This window comes from Cypionkella sp. PAMC25878 (assembly GCF_058135695.1).
Genome location: NZ_CM176871.1, coordinates 2303623 through 2320841, shown reverse-complemented (window position 1 = coordinate 2320841; position 17219 = coordinate 2303623). Strand labels below are relative to the sequence as shown.

The window sequence follows — 17219 nt, the reverse complement described above, 5'->3', positions numbered from 1 at the left end:
ATGTGGGATCGTAACCAAATGGCCGAACGCGCCGGGCGCGAGTTGCAAGACGGCTGGTATGTCAATCTTGGCATCGGCATCCCCACTCTGGTGGCCAACTATATTCCCGAAGGTGTTAACGTCACCTTACAGTCGGAAAATGGCATGTTGGGCATGGGTCCCTTCCCCTATGAAGGCGAAGAAGACCCCGATCTGATCAATGCCGGCAAGCAAACTATCACCGAATTGCCGCAGACCGCCTATTTCGACTCTGCCCAGTCTTTCGCAATGATCCGCGGCGGCAAAATCGCCATGGCGATCTTGGGCGCGATGGAAGTCGCCGAGAATGGCGATCTGGCGAATTGGATGATCCCCGGCAAGCTGGTCAAAGGCATGGGCGGGGCGATGGATCTGGTCGCAGGCGTCGGTCGTGTGGTGGTGGTGATGGATCACACCAGCAAACATGGCGAATCCAAGGTGCTGAAGGCCTGCACCCTGCCCTTGACCGGCAAAGCCGTGGTCAACCGCATCATCTCAAACCTTGGCGTGTTGGATGTGGTCCCCGGCGGCCTGAAGATCGTCGAAGTTGCCGAGGGCGTCACCGAGGCCGAACTGCGCGCAGCCACGGAAGGCACCATCGTTGACTGAGGTTCTCCGCGAAAAGGGCGCGCATAAAGGCCGCTACGTCATCTGTCAGAACGGCGAGGAGGCCGAGATGACCTATTCGGTCACCACGCCGACGCTGGTGATCGCCGACCACACCGCCGTGCCGGACAGCTTTCGCGGCACTGGCGCGGGCGTGGCGATGCTGACGCAGTTTGTTGCCGATGCGCGGGCGGAGGGCTTTAAGATCATGCCGCTCTGCCCTTTTGTGAACGCAACGCGAAAAAAGCATCCCGAATGGGCGGATGTGTTCGCGGCTTAGGTCAACAAGGTCAGGGGATTCTGGCGAAATCGTTAAGATCCCCTTACCGCCTACCCGTAAATCATTGATTATAAAAACTTCTGAAAAGGTCCCCAGTCGGGACCCTTTCAATTCGTCGCCGAAATCACCTTGAACACGCAAGGATCGGTGACCAATTCCGGCGGGCTCAGACACAACCCCTGCGCCACCTGCCATGCCGCCAAAACCTTGGGCACATAATCGCGGGTCTCGGCATACGGCGGCACGCCAGAATTGGCATCAATCGCGCCCTCCCCGGCGTTATAGGCCGCGATCACCATCAAAGGATCATGATCGAACCGCTTCATCAGCCAGTCTAAGTACGCCACCCCACCCTTGATATTCTGCACCGGATCGGTGGAATCGCTGACCCCAAACCGCGCCGCCGTCGCCGGGATCAACTGCATCAACCCCTGTGCCCCCGCCGAGCTGATCGCATTGGGTTTGCCGGCACTCTCAATCCCGATCACCGCCAGCACCAAAGCGGGCGAGACATCGGTGCCGATCGTCGCCTTCAAAATCTCGGTGCCATAGTTTGAAGCGATCTCTTGCATATGCTGCATCCGGGGCGCTGCCACCCGCGCCCCGCCCGGCCCTTGGCTTAAAGTCGCCAGCGCCAAGGGGAACCGCCCCGAGACCTGATCGCGCTGCACCGGCACCGCATCCCAGAACCAGCCATATTGCGCCGTGGCCGGGGTCGGCAGGGCGGGGGTCGGTGCCGCTTCGGGGTCGGCGGGCACCTCGGGCACCCGCGCCTCTACCTCAGGCAAGGCCGCCAGCAGCCGGGCCTGTTCGGCGGGATCAATCTGCACGGTGATGCGCTTGCCGGGCAGGTTGTCGCTGACCTTGATGCGCTTGAAGCCCTCACCGCTGGCGGAATTCATAATGATTTCCGCCGCTGCCGGGATCGGCAGCAGAAGAATCAACCCTGCCAGAACTGCGCCTTGTGCCCGTCGCATCACGTTGGATGCCGCCTGCCTTGTTTTCATTGCCTGAACTGTCGCAGAATCACCCACCAATTTCCACGTTTGCCTGCGCCAATCATGGCAATTTTGCCCAAATCGGCGCGAAAGCAACGGTTACGCGGCATGGGGTTAAGCAGAGGTTAAAATATATATCTTTACATTTCAGCGTGTTGAATGATTTTTTCGGCTATATCGCAGCGCTTCAAAAACGCCCTACCCTGACCAAACTGCCGCCACGTTCACAGCGCCATATAGGGTCATACCGAACGGCAAGCGGCGAAACAGAGGTCGCAGCTGACAGAGCCGGAACGGTTAGAAACCTGAGCATCCCCAGAAAGGGACCACATTATGATGACGCTGAAACTCCGCAAGCTGTTCAAATCCTTCCGCGCTGACGAATCCGGTGCTGTGACCGTTGACTGGGTCGTGCTGACCGCTGCCATCGTTGGCCTCGGCATGGTCGTGATGAAAACCGTTGGTGGTGGCATCGAAGGTCTGGGCAACGCGATTGTGACCGATTTGGAAGGCCGCTCTTCGGGCTACCAAAACCAGTAATCGGATTTTTCGATCACCTGATAGAGGTGAGGGCCGCATCCGGGACGGGATGCGGCCTTTTCCATTTGCGAAACAAATGCGCTGAACCTTCGATCACGACTGCAGTATTTTTCGATCATAGCCTTGCCCAGCTCAGCGAAGTCAAGCCGTGCCAAACAAAGCGCAGTCGCGGCCTCGGAACGTCGCCAAGATCAAAGGTCGCTGAATACGATCAAACTGATCGCATCCAAACAAGGCCGCTTCTGATCCTGAGGCGACCACTCGCATCTGCCAAGCGGCGGCTTTCCGATAATTTGGCCAGAGCTTTGTTTCCAAAACAGAAACGCCGCGCTTCGACAGAACCCCAAGACAAGATGGTGAACGCTGCAATCACCCCAAAAAGACCCTAACCCCGCCGCAATCGCGCCACGATCACACGGCTTTATCAATCCAAGCCGAAGCGGTGAACGAACTGGAACAGAGGCCAGAACGTGACGATCCAAAGCGGTGAGACCTGAGCAACTCCTAGATAAGGAAATCCAAAATGATGACTTTGAAACTCCGCAAGCTGTTCAAATCCTTCCGCGCTGACGAATCCGGCGCTGTGACCGTTGACTGGGTCGTGCTGACCGCTGCCATCGTTGGCCTCGGCATGGTCGTGATGAAAACCGTTGGTGGTGGCATCGAAGGTCTGGGCAACGCGATCGTGACCGATTTGGAAGGCCGCTCTTCGGGCTACCAAAACCAGTAATCGGTTTTCTCGATCACCTGACAGAGGTGAGGGCCGCATCCGGGACGGGATGCGGCCTTTTCCATGTGCGAAATCCGGGTCAAAATCTGGCACTAGACCACATTGCCGCCACGGGCCCATCCCGATTCCGGCCACAATCCCGCGCTATAGCGATGATTGTGGGTGTTCTGAGTAGCCGGAGCGAAAGCCGCGAAGGAGGTAAGATGCAACGCTGGTTGAAGAAATTCATCCGAAAAACCGACGGCGCGGTCACTGTCGAATGGGTGACACTGTCTGCAGCGGTGATCGGGCTCGGGATGCTCGTGCTGTGGCCAGTTGCGTTAAGCACGGAAAGCTCGACGCAGGGCGTAGCGGATTACATCGACGGCGTAGACGTGGGTTACGACAGATGAGTTGGGGTTTTCCGCAAGGCTTGCAACGCTGCGGAAACAACTGGGAAAGGGGTTAACATGCGAATGATCTTTGGATTGGTGCTGGTGGTCGGCATGATGCTGGCGGGTGCCGCCGTGTTCATGGCAAAGAATTTCATCGGCGATCAGCAATCGGCGGCGACGCGCGAAAAGCAGCTGATGGCCGATACCGGCGGGCTGACCATGGTGTTCGTGGTCAACAAAGCGAAGAATTACGGCGATCCGCTGACCAAAGAGGATGTGCAACGCATCTACTGGCCGAAAAACGCTTTGCCGGAAGGCGCGTTTGAGGATGGCGAGCTGCTGTTTCCGAAAGATGCCAAGGACCCGCGCTATGTGGTGCGGCAGATGGAAAAGTTTGAACCGATCCTAGCCGTCAAAGTCACCGCTCCGGGTGAGCAGGCGGGCCTGAACGGCTCGATTGAAAAGGGCATGCGGGCGTTTGCGATCAAGGTTGATGCCGCAGACTTCCTGCAACCCGGTGACCGGGTGGATATCTACTGGACAGGCTCCTCGGATGCCTCGGGCTCAGAAATCACCCAGCGCATCGAAAACGCGGTCAAGATCATCGCGGTGGATCGCAACGCCAAGGCCACCGTGGCAGCGGGTGAAATTCAAAGCCGCACCATGACCGTGGCCGCGACGCCCGAGCAGGTGGGTCGTCTGGCCCAAGCGCAGGCCACCGGGCGTCTGGTGATGTCGCTGGTCGGCAATGACAGCAGCGCTGCCACCGATCCGACCCAGATCAAAGTGACGACGAAAGACATCAATGGCGACACAGCTGCCGCCCCGGTGGCAGTGGTTGAGGCGCCGAAAACTTGCTTTGTCACCATGCGTCAGGGCGGCGTCGCGACCCAAGTGCCGATCGCTTGCACCAACTAAGTTGGAAAAACAAATCTTGCCGCCACTTCCTATAGTGGCGGCAAGTTTCATCTTCCGCATTTGGTAGCCTGCTGTTGCAAGTTATCCACATAAGGAATGGCCTCCAACCATTTGATTCTTGCAAAAAAACGACACTTACGTCATCTTGCGAATTGGATTGGGCATAACAAGACCCGACCAGAGGCGTGATCGAAAGGGCAGGTCACATGAATATGCGCAAATTCCTGACCGCCGGTTGCTTGGGGCTTGCCCTTGCAACTTCGGCGCTCAGCCCGCTGTCAGCACAGACGCTGCGGGTGATGGAGGGGTCGGCTTCGGCCCCCCTGAACGTGCCAATGAACCGCGCCGTGGTTGTGGAAAGCGATGTCTCGTTTGCCGAGCTGTCGATCGCCAACCCCGGTATCGCCGATATCTCGACGCTGTCAGACAAGTCGATCTACGTTTTGGGCAAAACTCCAGGCCGCACCACGCTGACCCTGCTGGGGCCGGATGGCAAGCTGATCTCAAACGTCGATGTGCATGTCACGCCCGACATTGCCGAGTTTAAGGAACGCCTGCAACAAATCCTGCCCGGTGAGAAGATCGAAGTCCGCACCGCCAATGACGGCATCGTCATGTCGGGCACGGTTTCCTCCACCGCCAAGCTGGATCGCGCCCTGGATCTGGCCGAACGCTATGCGCCAAAACGGGTGTCGAACCTGATGGGCGTCGGCGGCACCCAGCAGGTGATGCTGAAAGTACGCTTTGCCGAGATGCAGCGTTCGGTCTCCAAAAACCTGTCCTCGTCGCTGGCGGTGTCTGGCGGCAAAAAATTTGGCGTCACCGGTGAAACTGGCACTTGGCTGAACGGTGACAATAGCATCAATAACAGCACCATTGTCCCGCGCGACAGTGCCAATAGTGCGGTGGCCTTTGGCTTCACCGCAGGTTCGCTGGAATTCGCGGTGCTGCTAGAGGCTTTGGAATCCAAAGGCGTCGTGCGCACCTTGGCCGAGCCGAACCTGACCGCGCTGTCCGGGCAAGAGGCGAAGTTCCTCGCGGGTGGTGAATATCCGATCCCGGTGTCCAGCAGGGATGGTATCACCGTTGTATATAAACCCTTCGGCGTTGAGCTGAACTTCACCCCCACCGTGGTCGATGGCGATATCATCAACCTGGTGATCAACGCAGCTGTATCTTCGGTCGACACGACAACCTCGGTGACAACCTCGGGCTTCTCGGTCAATGCCTTCAAACGCCGCGAAACCTCGACCACCGTCGAGATGCGCGACGGCGAAAGCTTTGCCATTGCCGGACTGTTGCAAGACGATTTCCGGGATCTGAACGGCCAAGTGCCGTGGCTGGGCGATATCCCGATCATCGGCGCTTTGTTCCGCTCGGCGGAATATCAGCGCGCGCAGTCGGAACTGGTGATCATCGTCACGCCACATCTGGTCACGCCGACGCGCGGCGAAGCCTTGGCGCTGCCGACTGACCGCGTTAAACTGCCGTCTGAAAAGGATCTTTTCCTGTTCGGCAACGTGGCGGGTAAACAAAAAGGCGCTGCGGGCGATGTCGCCCGGCAAGATTTCAGCGGCTCTTACGGCTATGTGATGGAGTGATCTGATGCACCTGCGATCCCTCCCCCTAATTGCCGCAGCCCTGCTTTGTCTTGCAGCTTGCGATCCAACGAGTTTCACCAGCGAAGCTGGTGCCGAAGTTGATGAAGGCGGCTTCGGCCACTCGACGATGAACAACACCATGGTGATGTCGGGAGAACGCGACTACACCATCGCGCTGGCAGAACGCTTTGCCCGCGAAGTGCCCAGCACGATCACCTTCGCCTTTAACAGCTCGGAGCTGACCCCCGAAGCCCGCGCCACGCTGACGCAACAGGCCGATTGGATCCGTCAATTCCCCGAAGTCCGCTTCCGGGTCTATGGCCACACCGATCTGGTCGGCTCTGACGCCTATAACAAAGCTTTGGGTCTGCGCCGCGCCAAGGCCGCCGTGCGCTATCTCTCCAGCCTCGGCATTGGAGGCTCGCGCCTTGAGGCCGTGGCCTCGTTCGGCAAAACCCGTCCGGTGATCCAGACCTCCGGCCCAGAACAGCGCAACCGCCGCACAGTGACCGAGGTTTCGGGCTTTGTGAAAGGTAACCCGATGGTGTTGAACGGCAAATATGCCGCGATCATCTGGCGAAGCTATGTCGCCGGGGCGATCCCGCCGCATCCCAATAACAAGATTATCGAAACCCAAGTCGCCCCCGACGGGGCCCAGTAAACCACTTGGAACTTTCTCAGCCCCTGCGCACAAGCGCGGGGGCTTTGTTTTTGAATTCGTTTCCTAAATTGCGGTCTGACGCGCGAAATACCCCAGATTGACGCTGTTTTAGCCCCAATCTCGCCACCATCCTCCAGCATCTTGCACCCAATGGGAACAATGCCGCGCCGAAGGCCAGGTATGCTCCCCCGATTGGCCCCATTCGCGCCTTAATTTTGGCCGGGGTCGGTGGTGGGATGTCTTGAGAAGGACGATGAAACGATGACGAGCGTGGCCAACTTACAACCCGATCCGGCACCCATTCTGGCGTGCACGATTTCGCGCGATGTGCAGAACTTTGATCTGCTGATCGACGATATGGAAAACGAGCTCGGTGAGGCTTGGGGCGATCTCGGCTTTGACGATGCGCTGATTTTCCTGGGCCAGCCCGAATCTGCCACGCTGGAGTTTGTCGCAATCGCGGTGGATGCCGAAGATGAGGTCGATCTGTCGCGGATCACCGAGATCATCCGCACCGCCAGGGCAAAGTCGATCAAAGTGATCCTGATCGCCGATCAGGTCGGCCCCGCCGCGCTGCATCAACTGCTGCGCTTGGGTGCCGAAGATTTTGTGCCCTATCCGCTGCCTGATGGCGCTCTGCACGAAGCCATTGAACGCATCCGCAAAGCCAAACCGGCTGAAGCTGCCGCTGCGGCACCTGCCCCCGCTCCGCCTCCAGCGCCAATCATCTCGGATGAACCCCATGCCGAAAAGACCCCGGCGTTCAAAGCCACAGGCGACCGAGACGCGGTGGTGCTTCCAGTGCATGGGCTTGCAGGTGGCTGCGGTGCCTCAACCTTCGCCGCCAATCTCGCGTGGGAGTTGGCAACTTTGTCGAAAACCGACGCCCCGCGCGTCTGCCTGATCGATCTTGATTTCCAATATGGCTCGGCTGCCACCTATCTCGACCTGCCGCGCAAAGAGGCGGTGTTTGACCTTTTGACCGACACCGGCCATGCCGACTCTGATACCATGCTGGCCGCGATGCTGACCTTCAACGACAAGCTGCATGTGCTGACCGCACCGTCCGACATGCTGCCGCTGGATATCGTCAGCCCGGAAGATATTGGCCGCATCATCGACATGGCGCGGGCGAATTTCGACTTTGTCGTCATCGACATGCCACGCACCATCGTCGCTTGGACCGAAACCGTGCTCAGCCGCGCCCATGTTTACTTCGCGCTGATGGAGCTGGATTTGCGCTCGGCGCAAAACGTGCTGCGTCTGGTGCGGGCGCTGAAAGCCGAGGGTCTACCGCATGAAAAGTTGCGCTATGTATTGAACCGCGCGCCGAAATTCACCGATCTTTCGGCGAAAAGCCGGGTGAAGCGGATGGCGGAAAGCCTTGATATCACGATCGAAGTACAGCTTCCCGATGGCGGCGCGCAGATCACACAGGCCAATGACCACGGCCTGCCACTCTCGGAAAATGCGGGCAAAAACCCGTTGCGCAAAGAAATCCAGAAGCTTGCGAAATCGCTGTTTGATCTGAACAAAGCCGTGGAAACCGGCAGGGGCTAAGGCTCGGACTTTGGGGGTTAACGATGTTCTCACGTTTCAAAAAACCGGAAGCCGGCCCAAGCGCCAGCGCCGCCGCCGCGCGCCCGGCGGCTCCGGCCCCCGCGCCAAAGCCCGGCATCAGCCGCCCTGCGGTGGCCCCCGCCCGCCCGCCCGCTGAGGCGGTTGCAGCGGATAAGGAAAAGAAGCGCAAAGAACGTCTGGGCGAGTTGAAGCAGGAATTGCACAAGCGTCTGCTCGATAACCTCAACCTCGCCGCGATCGAACAGGCCTCGGAAGCCAATCTCAAAGCCGAAATCGCCGCGATCTCCGCCGAAGCTTTGGATGAGATGTCGGTGGCGTTGTCAAAAGAAGACCGCACCACGCTGAACCAGGAACTTTACGATGAAGTGATGGGTCTTGGCCCGCTGGAACCCTTGTTGAAAGACGAATCCGTCAACGATATCCTCGTCAACGGCCCGAACCGCATCTTCGTGGAACGCAACGGCAAACTGACCCTGACCGACATCACCTTCAAAGATGAACGCCACCTGTTGCGCATCATCGACAAGATCGTCTCTGCTGTGGGCCGCCGGGTGGACGAATCCAACCCCTATTGCGACGCCCGTTTGGCCGATGGCAGCCGTTTCAACTGCATGGTACCGCCGGTTGCGGTTGACGGATCGCTTGTTTCGATCAGGAAGTTCAAAAAAGAGAAACTGGGTATTCCCGATCTGGTCCGCTTTGGCGCGTTCACCGAGGAAATGGGGCTTTACCTGCAAGCCGCCGTGTCGTGTCGCCTGAACGTGATCGTCTCGGGCGGTACGGGGTCGGGGAAAACCACCACGTTGAACGCGCTGTCCAGTTTCATCGACAACACCGAACGCGTGCTGACCATCGAAGACACCGCCGAACTTCAGCTGCAACAGGTCCATGTTGGCCGGATGGAAAGCCGCCCCGCCAACGTCGAAGGCAAAGGTGCCGTCACCCAACGCGACTGTCTGCGCAACGCGCTTCGGATGCGCCCGGACCGTATCATCGTCGGCGAAACCCGTGGCGAGGAGGTCATCGACATGCTGCAAGCGATGAACACCGGCCACGATGGCTCGATGACCACCATCCACGCCAACTCGGCCCGCGATGGCATCAGCCGTCTGGAGAATATGGTCGCCATGGCCGGGATTGAAATGCCGCTAAAGGCCGTCCGCAGCCAGATCGCCTCGGCTGTGAACCTGATCGTGCAGGCTTCGCGTCTGCAAGACGGTTCGCGCCGCATGGTCTCGATCACCGAAATCACCGGCATGGAGGGCGAAGTGATCTCGATGCAAGAGGTGTTCCGCTACGAACGCCTCGGCGTTGAGCCCAACGGCAAGATCATTGGCCGCTTCAACGCAACCGGCGTGCGCAGCCACTATTCCGACCGCTTCAAGCAATGGGGCTACGACCTGCCTGCCTCGATCTACGAACCGATCAACTGAGGGTATCATGACCATTTCAGCCGCCCCGCTTATCTACATCCTGATCTTCGTCGCCGTCGTGGTGATGGTGAACGGCCTTTATCTGGTGGTGTTCGGCAAATCCATTAGCCTGAACAACCGGATGAGCCGCCGTCTGGCTCTGCTGGAGAAAAACAACAACCGCGAACAGGTGCTTGAGCAGCTGCGCAAGGAAACCGAGCAGCACGTCAACTCGCGCGGCATCCCACTGTATTCGATCCTCGCCAAAAAAGCGCAGAAGGCCAACATCGCCTTCAGCCCGCAGCAACTGGTGATGATCATGATCGGCATGGTCGGCGTGGCGTTCACGGGCCTGACCTTTGGCACCCAAGTCGCCTTGCCGATCCGTGTGGTGGTCGCCGTCGGCATGGGGGTGGGCGGAGTTTATTTCTGGGTCAACGGCAAGGCCAAAAAGCGCATCGCTTTGATGGATGAACAACTGCCCGACGCGGTCGAATTGATGGTGCGGTCTTTGCGCGTCGGCCACCCGTTTGCTTCCGCCATCGGCATCGTTTCCAAAGAAGTCCCCGATCCCTTGGGCACTGAATTTGGCATGATCTCGGACGAAGCCGCCTACGGGCGCAACGTCGCCGACAGCCTGAAAGCCTTTGCCGAACGCATGGACAGTCAGGATCTACGCTTCCTCGCCGTCGCCGTCACCATCCAGCAAACTTCGGGCGGCAACCTCGCCGAAATCCTCGAGGGCCTGTCGAAAGTCATCCGCGCCCGCTTCAAACTGTTTCGCCGCGTCAAGGCGATCACCGGCGAGGCGAAATGGTCGGGCATGTTCCTGTCGATGTTCCCGATCGGTGCAATCGTCATGATCAACATCATCAAACCTGATTACTACGACGATGTCGCGAAATCCGCGGTGTTCATCCCGGCCTGCCTTGCCGTCGCGGTGTTCCTCGTCATCAACATCATCTTCATGCGTATCATGGTCAACATTAAGGTCTAAGCGTCATGGATTTCCTCAACAATATCAACACGCAACTGACTGACACCTTCGGTCCGCTCGGGCCATTGCTGGCACTTGGTCTGCTGGGTCTTGCGCTGATTGTCGCCGTGCTGCCGATGCTGCTGAAAAAGCAACCCGAGCCGTTCGACAAGCTGAAAGCCCTGCGCAAAGACATCGAAAACGCCAGCAAATCCCAAAAAAGCGCCAACCTGCGCCACAGTGAAAAAGCCGACAGGCTCGAGAAATTCGCCTCGTTCCTGGAACCGCAAGACGAACAGACCATGACCGCCTCGCGCCTGAAAATGGTGCGCGCCGGCTACAAACAGAAAAACGCCGTCCGCACCTTTCACTTCGCGCAACTGGCCTTGGGCGTCGGTCTGCTGGGTTTGGGGATGCTGTATACCTTCACCGGAAATGACGGCGCCGAGGTGTCCACCCAAGTGATGATCATCTCCACCCTGCTGCCGGGGGGCTTGGGCTATTACTTCCCGATGTATTGGGTCAACAGCCGGGTGCAAAAGCGGCAAGCCGAAATCGTCTCGGGCTTCCCTGACGCACTCGATCTGATGCTGGTCTGTGTTGAGGCGGGCCAATCGCTGGATCAATCCATCAACCGCATCGCCAAAGAAAGCCGCAACTCTTGCCCGGCGCTTGCCGAAGAATTTGAAACCGTGGCGCAAGAGGTCAAGGCCGGCAAAGAGCGCGTTAAGGTTCTGAAAGACATGTCCGAACGCGTCGGCATCGCCGATATCTCGTCGTTCTGCACCACCCTTGTGCAATCGGCGACCTTCGGCACCTCGATGTCGGACGCCCTGCGGGTGTATTCCGCCGAGATGCGCGACAAACGCATCATGCGGGCGGAAGAATTGGCAAACAAATTGCCGACAAAACTCACCCTCGGCACTATGCTGTTCACGCTGCCGCCGCTATTGATTATCTTGATCGGACCATCGGTTTACGGGATCTCGAAAACCCTCGGTGGCGGCTGAACCACGGGCGTCAAGCCCAAGCATATGGGGCTTTAAGTGACGCGCGCGGTGATTGTCTTGTTGATCTGCATCCCTTTGGCCGCCTGTCAGCATACGGGCGGCCTTGCCGCATCCGGCAAACCCCGCAACGTGCCCTACGGTGCCGATAGCCGTGAACAGGGCGTCGATGGCCTGCTGGTCGGCCACCGCCTGATGGAGGTGGGCGAGTATGAACTGGCAATGAAAGCCTATCTGCGCGCCGCGTCTGAACAAGGCATGAACGCCGATGTGCTCTCTGCCATCGGTTCCGCCGATCTGAAACTGGGCCGTCTGGGTCAGGCCGAACAAGTGCTGCGCCGCGCCATTGAGGCCGACGAGCGCAACGTCCCCGCCCTGAACAACCTCGGCTGTGTGCTGATGGAGCAAGGCAAATCCGGCGAAGCCCGCCGGGTGTTTCAGCAAGCTTTCGCGCTGGACAGTGGCCAATCGGACTCCATTCGCGAAAATCTCAAGCTGGCGATAGCGCGCAGCGAAGCCTCTGTATATGATCCGGTTCAGGACGAAAAACCCGTGATGAAACTGGTGCGACGCGGGCAAGGCTCTTACGTCTTGCTGTCGCAACTTTGAAGCCCCCGGAACTTGAAGACCCAGAATTTGAAGACTGAGCAGTAGACCAAAAAGGACGCAAAATGCGCCAACCTGTGTTGCTTACGCTGTGCCTGATCGGCGCAACCGCTTTGGCGGGTTGCCAAGGCACCCGAGACGCCGCGTCCAAACGCGCGTTGAAATCGGTCAATGTCGTCGATGAATCCAACCTCAGCGACATCATGCTGACCGTGGGCGACCCGAATGAGGCCGTCGCCTATTTCCAGAAAACCAGCGCCGAAAACCCCGACCGCATTGATCTTAAACGCGGCCTGGCCAAGTCGCTGATCCGCGCCAACAAACCGTCTGAGGCCATCAGCGTCTACACCGCCATCATCGCCTCGCCCGAAGGCACCAACGACGACCGTGTCGGTCTGGCCGACGCGCAGATGCGCACCTCAGACTGGACCGCCACCGCTGCCACGCTGAACACCATCCCGCCGACCTTTGAAACCTTCGAGCGCTATCGCCTTGAAGCCATGGTCGCCGACAGCCAGAAAAACTGGAAGAAAGCCGACAGCTTCTACGACATCGCCGCAGGCCTCACCAACAAACCCTCGGGCATCTACAACAACTGGGGCTTCTCGAAGCTGACGCGCGGCGACAATGCCGGGGCCGAGAAACTGTTCCTCGAAGCCCTCACCTACGATTCCAACCTGTTCACCGCCAAGAACAACCTGATCCTCGCCCGCGCCGGCCAACGCAAATACGACATGCCGGTGATTGAGATGACCCAGACCGAGCGCGCCCAACTCTACTACACTCTCGGCCTCGCTGCCGTGAAACAGGGTGATACTTCCGTCGGCCGCGAACTGCTGCAACAAGCCGTCGACACCTCCCCAACCTATTTCGAGGCCGCCGAGCGCAGTCTCAAAGCGCTGAGTGGCTGATATGATCTCTCCCTACATTGCCCTAATCTTCCTGCCGTTCTGCTTCGCCGTCGCGATCTGGGTGTCGTGGAGCGATATGAAATTCATGAAAATCCCTAATAAGGCCGGATTGGCGCTGCTGATCCTCTGGCTGGTGCTGGGGCTGATTCTGGTGCCGCTCAAACTCTGGCTCTGGGGCTGGGCTTTGGCCGCTTGTGTCTTGGTCGCAGGCTTTATCCTGAACGCGGGCGGCGCTGTCGGCGCGGGCGATGCGAAATTCGCGGCCTCAATGGCCCCGATCTTCATCCATGCCGACATCCGCTTCGTGCTCGGCCTCTACGCCGCCTGCCTGCTCGGGGCCTTCGCCGCCCACCGCCTTGCCCGCCTGATCCCGCCGTTTCGTGCGGCGACAGAGGATTGGCAAAGCTGGACCCATAAAGACTTCCCGATGGGTCTGGCGCTGTCAGGAACACTGATCTTCTATCTTTTGGCCGCACTCTTGCCGCTTTTCTAGGTCAATCCTTGGCATTGAAGCTTCGGGCGCAACAGTCGCCCCGCCAATGCAAAGGTGCCGCCGATGAACATGCAAGTGCCGATGGGTGTGCAAGCCCCGCCGCAACCGAAGTCCTTGGCCGAAACCGGCCTGAGCTCGGTGATGATGCGCGACATCCTGCTCAAAACCATGTTCCGCATGAACCTCGACATGGTGACGGACCTCTCCCGCGCGATTTGCCTGCCGGTGGTCCTCACCCAAGAACTCGTCGACGCCGCCCGCCAGCAACGCCTGCTCGAAGCCAAAGGCACGCTGAACGCCACCTCGACCAGCAATGAAATGGGCTACCAGCTGACCGACGCTGGCAAAGCCCGCGCGCTGGATGCACTGTCGCAATCGGAATACTATGGCGCGCTGCCGCTGCCCCTCGCCGCCTATTCCGCGCAGATGAAACGCCAATCCGTCCGCGACATCAAGCTGACCCGGCCCGAGTTGATGAAGGGCATGGGCCATCTGATCCTGCCGCCCGATCTGATTTCCAACCTTGGCCCCGCCGTCACCTCGGGCCGATCCATCCTGATGTATGGCCCGCCTGGCAACGGCAAATCCTCAATCTCCAACGGCATCCGCGCCGCTTTGGGCGATAAGATCTACATCCCGCGTGCGATCGAATATTCCGGTCAGGTGATCACCGTTTTCGATCCAATCGTGCATTCCTCTGCCGAGGAATCCATCGACGACCCCAATGCCCTGCGCCGCACCGGCAACCGCTACGACAACCGCTATGTCTATTGCGAACGCCCCTCGGTGATCACTGGCGGCGAACTCACGCTCGACATGCTCGATCTGAAATACAATCCCACCGCCCGCACCTACCAAGCGCCATTGCAGCTGAAAGCCTCCGGCGGCATCTTCATCGTCGACGACCTTGGCCGCCAAGCCGAACCGCCACAAAAACTGGTCAACCGCTGGATCGTGCCGCTCGAAGAATCCCGCGATATCTTGGCGTTACAGTCAGGCGAGAAATTCACCGTTCCCTTCGACACCCTTGTGATCTTCTCAACCAACTTCCACCCGAATGAGATTTTCGACGGCGCAGCCCTGCGCCGGATCTTCTTCAAGATCAAAATCGACGGCCCGAACCAAGAGATGTTCCTGAAAATCTTCGCCATGGTCGCGAAGAAAAAGAAAGTCCCGCTCGACGAAGCCACCCTGATCTACATGCTGAAAAGCAAATACCCCACCATCGCCAACAACTTCGCCAATTACCAACCGACCTTCCTGATCGACCAGATGATCGCGGTCTGCGAATTTGAAGGCATCCCCTACCAAATGTCCCCCGAGTTGATGGACCGCGCCTGGGGCAACATGTTCGTGCGCCAAGAGACGATTGCGAAGTAAGCAATCAGACAGATCGACTCCTTACATCAGCGCCTGATCGCTAACCGCGATCAGACCCGCTCTGCTTCAAAAATCCGATTAATTTGATTAAAATTGTCATCCTCTGTGCTCAAATATCCCACGGGGGTCTGGGGGTGTGAAACCCCCAGCGGCCAGCCCCAAGCGCAGCTAAAACCGCCGCACGCCCGCCTCCGTCACCATCATATCCAACCGCTGATCGTATTCATCAATCGGCACCTGATCCAATTCCTGCGCCGCAAAGCCAAACCCCACCGCCAAAGTCGCCCGCTTGCCCCTTAACCCCTGCAAGGTCCGGTCATAAAACCCGCCGCCATAGCCCAAGCGATACCCGCGCGCATCGAACCCGACCAAAGGCACGATCAGCACCTCCGGCTCAATCCACGCCCCTTCAGACGGAATAAAAGCCCCAAACGCTCCGATCTCCATCGCGCATCCCGGCGACCATTCGCAAAACCGCAACGCCTCACCCTGCGCCACAATCACCGGCACGCAAACCGGCCCCTGATGCGCCAGCATCGCAGCCATCGGATCGGCCTCGGTGCGCATCGCCATATATCCGGCCAAAGCACGCCCGCGATGCTCGGCCAGCACATCAGCCAACAGCTCCGCCGCCTGCCCCTGCCCCGCTGCAAACGCCAATTTCCGCGCCGCAAACGCCGCCTTGCGGGCCTCGGCCTTGTCGATCCCGGACTCCATCACAGCAGCACCAACGTCGCCAATCCCAGAAACGCCAGATAGCCCAGCACATCGGTCAAAGTCGTCACAAACGTCCCTGACGCCAAGGCCGGGTCCAGATCCAAACGATGCAACCCCAGTGGCACCAACACCCCGCCCATCGCCGCCACCAGTTGATTGGTGATCATCGCAGCCCCCAACACCAGCCCCAGCTTCCAATCGCCAAAGATCACGGTCCCCGCCAAGCCCAGCAGGCAGGCCAGCGCCAATCCGTTCAAAAGCCCGCCCACAAGTTCCCGCAACACCACCCGTTTGGCGTTGGCCGAGGTCAGCGAACGCGTGGCCAAAGCCCGCACGGCCACCGCCAAAGATTGCGTCCCGGCGATCCCGCCCGTCGACGCCACAATCGGCATCAGCGCCGCCAAAGTCACCAAACTGGCGATCGTGCTCTCAAACCGCGAGATCACAAACGCCGAAATCGAAGCGGTAAACAGGTTCACCACCAGCCAAGGCAACCGCTGTTTTGCCGTGGCCCAAACCCCGTCCGACAGGCTCGAATCATCGCCCACCCCGGCCAGACGCAGCATGTCCTGCTCGTGTTCCTCATCCAGCACGTTCATCGCATCGTCGATGGTGATCACCCCGACCAGCCGCCCCGTCGCATCAACCACCGGGGTTGAAATCAGGTGATACTGGTTGAACATATAGGCGACATCGGCCTCGGATTCCGTCGCCGGAATCGTGCGGAAACTGTCCTCCAGAATATCCTTCAACCGCACATTCCGCCGAGACGACAACAACCGCCCCAAGGTCACATAGCCCGTTGGTTTCATGCGAGGATCAGTCAGAATGACATGATAAAACTGATCCGGCAGATGCTCCACTTCACGCAGATAATCAATCGCCTCGCCCACCGTCCAATGCTCAGGTGCCACCACCACTTCTCGCTGCATCAGACGGCCGGCGGATTCCTCCGGATAGCCCATCGCCTGCTGCACGGCGATCCGGTCCACATCTTCCAGCGCATCCAGAATCAAGCCCTGTTGCGGCAGATCAAGGTCTTCCAGAATATCGACCACATCATCGGTGTCGAGTTCGCGCATCGCTTCGGCGACCACCGAATGCGGCAGCGATTCGATGACTTCTTCACGGATCGATTCGTCAATCTCGGACAGAATCTCACCGTCAATCTCGCCCGACCACAACGCTAGCAGGGCACGCCGGTCCGCCCCACCGATCTGCTCCAGCAAGTCGGCGATATCAGCGGCGTGCAAAGGCTCCAGCAATTCGGTGACGCGGGCGGCATCCTTTGCCTCTACCGCATCAAGGATCGCTTCCACCCGGTCGGCGTGGACTTCATCTTCGTCCATCAGTGCCAGATCTTCCGCCATGACGCACTCCTTTGCCGCTTGCTTACAGAAAGCTGTTTCA

19 protein-coding genes are annotated in these 17219 nt (G+C 59.0%); 16 read left to right on the top strand and 3 right to left on the bottom strand.

Translation table 11 applies throughout. The features are described from left to right. Complete coding sequence (locus ACS5RD_RS11220; RefSeq protein WP_322323971.1) at window positions 1–627, top strand: 3-oxoacid CoA-transferase subunit B; 627 nt, start codon at window positions 1–3, stop codon at window positions 625–627. Continuing rightward, window positions 620–904, top strand: coding sequence for a GNAT family N-acetyltransferase (locus ACS5RD_RS11215; protein WP_489931251.1), 285 nt, complete (start codon window positions 620–622; stop codon window positions 902–904). Before ACS5RD_RS11220 ends, ACS5RD_RS11215 begins: the two co-directional genes overlap by 8 nt. Before the next feature lie 107 nt (window positions 905–1011). Here ACS5RD_RS11215 and ACS5RD_RS11210 read toward each other — a convergent pair whose 3' ends face one another. After that, a complete protein-coding gene (locus ACS5RD_RS11210; protein WP_489931250.1) occupies window positions 1012–1881 on the bottom strand; it encodes a lytic transglycosylase domain-containing protein in 870 nt (289 codons plus the stop codon). A gap of 363 nt (window positions 1882–2244) precedes the next feature. Here ACS5RD_RS11210 and ACS5RD_RS11205 point away from each other — a divergent pair, with 363 nt between their 5' ends. From ACS5RD_RS11205 to ACS5RD_RS11140, 14 genes are all read left to right on the top strand, one after another. After that, on the top strand, window positions 2245–2442 hold the full coding sequence (locus ACS5RD_RS11205; protein ID WP_054007702.1) for a Flp family type IVb pilin: 198 nt from the start codon (window positions 2245–2247) through the stop codon (window positions 2440–2442). A gap of 532 nt (window positions 2443–2974) precedes the next feature. Continuing rightward, entirely contained in the window at window positions 2975–3172 is a 198-nt protein-coding gene (locus ACS5RD_RS11200; RefSeq protein ID WP_054007702.1) for a Flp family type IVb pilin, read from the top strand. Window positions 3173–3375: 203 nt separating this feature from the next. Beyond that, window positions 3376–3564: a hypothetical protein gene (locus ACS5RD_RS11195; RefSeq protein WP_489931249.1), complete on the top strand. Its 189-nt coding sequence runs from the start codon at window positions 3376–3378 to the stop codon at window positions 3562–3564. 57 nt (window positions 3565–3621) lie between these two features. Beyond that, window positions 3622–4464: a Flp pilus assembly protein CpaB gene (cpaB, locus tag ACS5RD_RS11190; RefSeq protein ID WP_489931248.1), complete on the top strand. Its 843-nt coding sequence runs from the start codon at window positions 3622–3624 to the stop codon at window positions 4462–4464. A 206-nt stretch (window positions 4465–4670) separates the two neighbouring features. Further along, complete coding sequence (locus tag ACS5RD_RS11185) at window positions 4671–6065, top strand: type II and III secretion system protein family protein (protein ID WP_054007611.1); 1395 nt, start codon at window positions 4671–4673, stop codon at window positions 6063–6065. A gap of 4 nt (window positions 6066–6069) precedes the next feature. Next, the gene (locus ACS5RD_RS11180; protein ID WP_054007610.1) at window positions 6070–6726 is read left to right on the top strand and encodes an OmpA family protein; all 657 of its coding nucleotides are present in this window, start codon (window positions 6070–6072) and stop codon (window positions 6724–6726) included. A gap of 261 nt (window positions 6727–6987) precedes the next feature. Continuing rightward, window positions 6988–8286, top strand: a complete 1299-nt coding sequence (locus tag ACS5RD_RS11175) for a CpaE/TadZ family protein (RefSeq protein WP_489931247.1) — start codon at window positions 6988–6990, stop codon at window positions 8284–8286. Between the two features lie 23 nt (window positions 8287–8309). Beyond that, entirely contained in the window at window positions 8310–9740 is a 1431-nt protein-coding gene (locus tag ACS5RD_RS11170; protein ID WP_489931246.1) for a TadA family conjugal transfer-associated ATPase, read from the top strand. A 7-nt stretch (window positions 9741–9747) separates the two neighbouring features. Beyond that, window positions 9748–10716, top strand: coding sequence for a type II secretion system F family protein (locus ACS5RD_RS11165; RefSeq protein WP_489931245.1), 969 nt, complete (start codon window positions 9748–9750; stop codon window positions 10714–10716). A gap of 5 nt (window positions 10717–10721) precedes the next feature. Beyond that, complete coding sequence (locus ACS5RD_RS11160) at window positions 10722–11705, top strand: type II secretion system F family protein (RefSeq protein ID WP_489931244.1); 984 nt, start codon at window positions 10722–10724, stop codon at window positions 11703–11705. Window positions 11706–11741: 36 nt separating this feature from the next. Further along, window positions 11742–12311, top strand: coding sequence for a tetratricopeptide repeat protein (locus ACS5RD_RS11155; RefSeq protein WP_489931243.1), 570 nt, complete (start codon window positions 11742–11744; stop codon window positions 12309–12311). A 62-nt stretch (window positions 12312–12373) separates the two neighbouring features. Next, window positions 12374–13219: a tetratricopeptide repeat protein gene (locus ACS5RD_RS11150; protein WP_054007604.1), complete on the top strand. Its 846-nt coding sequence runs from the start codon at window positions 12374–12376 to the stop codon at window positions 13217–13219. Between the two features lies 1 nt (window position 13220). After that, window positions 13221–13712, top strand: a complete 492-nt coding sequence (locus ACS5RD_RS11145; RefSeq protein WP_489931242.1) for a prepilin peptidase — start codon at window positions 13221–13223, stop codon at window positions 13710–13712. A 63-nt stretch (window positions 13713–13775) separates the two neighbouring features. After that, the gene (locus ACS5RD_RS11140) at window positions 13776–15092 is read left to right on the top strand and encodes a DUF8689 domain-containing protein (protein WP_489931241.1); all 1317 of its coding nucleotides are present in this window, start codon (window positions 13776–13778) and stop codon (window positions 15090–15092) included. Window positions 15093–15260: 168 nt separating this feature from the next. Here ACS5RD_RS11140 and ACS5RD_RS11135 read toward each other — a convergent pair whose 3' ends face one another. Both ACS5RD_RS11135 and mgtE read right to left on the bottom strand, forming a co-directional pair. After that, window positions 15261–15809 (bottom strand): 5-formyltetrahydrofolate cyclo-ligase, encoded by a 549-nt coding sequence (locus ACS5RD_RS11135; protein WP_489931240.1) that lies wholly within the window; start codon window positions 15807–15809, stop codon window positions 15261–15263. Next, entirely contained in the window at window positions 15809–17179 is a 1371-nt protein-coding gene (mgtE, locus tag ACS5RD_RS11130) for a magnesium transporter (RefSeq protein WP_054007600.1), read from the bottom strand. The genes ACS5RD_RS11135 and mgtE overlap by 1 nt, the downstream gene beginning before the upstream one ends. Between the last annotated feature and the right edge of the window lie 40 nt (window positions 17180–17219).